Raw genomic sequence first — 2,660 nt, 5'->3', positions numbered from 1 at the left:
TGCCAGCAATATTGGTAAGGCCATCAATAATGTCCGTCTTTACGTCCTTGATAGTCACAACAACTTATCCCCTATCGGCGCATCGGGCGAGTTGTATATCGGCGGTGCCGGACTGGCGCGGGGGTATTTAAACCGGCCTGAACTCACTGCCGAGCGTTTTGTCAAAAATCCGTTTGCCACCGCAGAAGATAAAGCCCGTGGCTATACCCGCCTGTATAAAACCGGCGACTTAGTCCGCTGGTTGCCAACTGGGGAGCTGGAATATCTGGGACGCAATGACTTTCAGGTTAAAATCCGCGGCTACCGCATTGAGCTGGGAGAAATCGAAAACGCCCTGACTTCACACCCCCAAGTCAAACAGGCGGTGGTGATTGACCGCGAACGGGAAGGCCATAAGGCGCTGGTAGCTTATCTGGTCACCGATGGTGAGGTATCGGATGATGCCCTGATTACACACCTTTCTCTTCACCTGCCAGACTATATGCTGCCCGCCAGCTTTACCCGCATTGAATCGGTGCCCTTGACCTTGAACGGTAAGCGGGATCGCCGTGCCCTGCCGGCGCCGGTATGGGGAAACCGCGACAGTTATATGGCGCCCCGCAATGCCCTAGAAATCCGGTTATGTGCCGTCTGGCAGGAGGTGTTGGGGCTGGAGAGAATTGGCATTGAAGATAACTTCTTCCGTATCGGCGGCAATTCCCTGACAGCGATTAAACTGACGGCGGCTATTCGCCAAACTCTGGCAATGGACGTGTCACTGACGCAACTGTTTGAACTCAAAACCATCGCCGGTCTGGCGACCCAGATGGGACAACCAGCCGATACGGTTATCCCTCACCTTGCGCTGGAGCACTATCCCTTATCGTTTGCCCAAGAGCGCATGCTGTTTATCGAGCAGTTTGAACAAGGCACCGATGCCTACCATATCCCCTATCTGGTTCAACTGGATAATGACACCTGTCTGCCCTTATTAGAAACCGCCATTAACCGGTTAGCGGAGCGCCATACCATCATCAGGACAGTCTACCGCCATCATGATGATGGACAGAACGACCAACAGGTACTGGACAGGTCGTTGGTTATCAGGTCAGTAGCACCCTGTGATGATATTGACACACTTCTCGATACGGTTCGCACTGAAATCACCACGCCATTTGATTTGACCACAGAACCCAGTCTGCGCCTCTGTCACTATTCCATGGCCGATAAGCATTACTTCCTGATGTTATGGCACCATATCGCCATTGATGGCTGGGCTTTCGATATTTTTATGCATGAACTGGCAGAAATTTACCAGGCCCTGCTAGCCGGCCGTGACAGCCGGTTGCCTGCCCTGGATATCGCCTATGGCGACTATGCCGCATGGCAGCGGGAATATTTACAGGGCGATGTGCGTGAACGCCAGCTCACCTACTGGCGACACACTTTAGCCCACTACGAAACCCTGGCCCTGCCAACAGACCACCCCAGACCCGCCCAGGTCAATTATCAAGGAAAGGACTTCAATTTCACATTGGATGCCGCCCTCTCTGACCAGTTAAGAACGCTGGCAAAAAATCAGGAAACCACCCCGTATACCGTGCTGCTCAGTGGCTTTTATGTCACGCTGGCAAAATTATCCGGCCAAAACGATATCGTACTGGGGACACCGACCGATAACCGGCACCATGCCCAAACTCAATCCCTGATAGGAATGTTCGTTAACTCCCTGGTCTTGCGGGCACAGCTTGCGCAGACAGACAGTGTCGCCACCCTGATTAAACAGACCCATCAATTACTGGCCGACGCCAAGGCGCATCAGGACATGCCGTTTGAACAACTGGTTGACGCCCTGACGATTGAACGTGACACCGCCCGCCATCCGATTTTTCAGGTGATGTTTGGCTTACAGAGTTTTGGTGAACACCAGCCAGAAACCAGATTACCTTTTCATCCGGTGACGCTGGACGAATCGCTATACAGCCCAGCCAAGTTTGACTTAAGCCTGTTTCTGTCCGAGGGACAACCCGCTATTACAGGTTGCCTGAATTACGCGGTCAGCCTGTTTAACGAAACCACCATGGCACGGCTGGCCGGTATCTATCAACGGGTGCTGACCGCCTTCGTGGCAGACCCGCAACAATCTCTGGCCGGGATTGATATCCTGTCGGCCCCGGAGCGCCACACCCTGCTGCACACCTGGAACCAGACCGATGCTCCCTACCCGCAAAATAACACCTTACCGCAACTGTTTGAGGCTCAGGCAGAAAAGACGCCGGATAATGTGGCGCTGGTCTTTGAAGGGGAAACCCTGTCCTACCGGCAGTTAAACCAACGGGCAAATCAGTTAGCCGGTGTTATTCGTGAACGTTATCAGCAACGTAATACTGTCCCCCTGCAAGCAGACATCCCCATCGCCCTCTATCTTGACCGCAGTCTGGCAATGGTTATCAGCATCCTGGCGGTACTGAAAGCTGGTGGCGCTTATGTGCCCATTTCCCCCGAATATCCACCGGAGCGGGTGCAGTTTATTCTGCAAGACACCGGAAGCCCGTATGTACTCACCCAGCAACGCCATCTGACGACCCTCACGGAATATACCCAGGCACTGACGGAACCGCCGATATTGATAACCGCAGATGACCGGACAACAACCGCAGGCTACACCGTAGAAAATCTGG

1 protein-coding gene is annotated in these 2,660 nt (G+C 53.5%); it reads left to right on the top strand.

Annotation, left to right across the window (positions count from 1 at the left end):
* The coding region (locus Xets_RS19580; protein ID WP_187652402.1) for a condensation domain-containing protein at positions 1-2,660 on the top strand (2,660 nt) is incomplete at both ends.

The sequence above is a fragment of the Xenorhabdus sp. TS4 genome, from assembly GCF_014467265.1.
Lineage (GTDB): Bacteria > Pseudomonadota > Gammaproteobacteria > Enterobacterales > Enterobacteriaceae > Xenorhabdus > Xenorhabdus ehlersii.
This window is presented reverse-complemented; position numbering and strand designations above follow the sequence as displayed.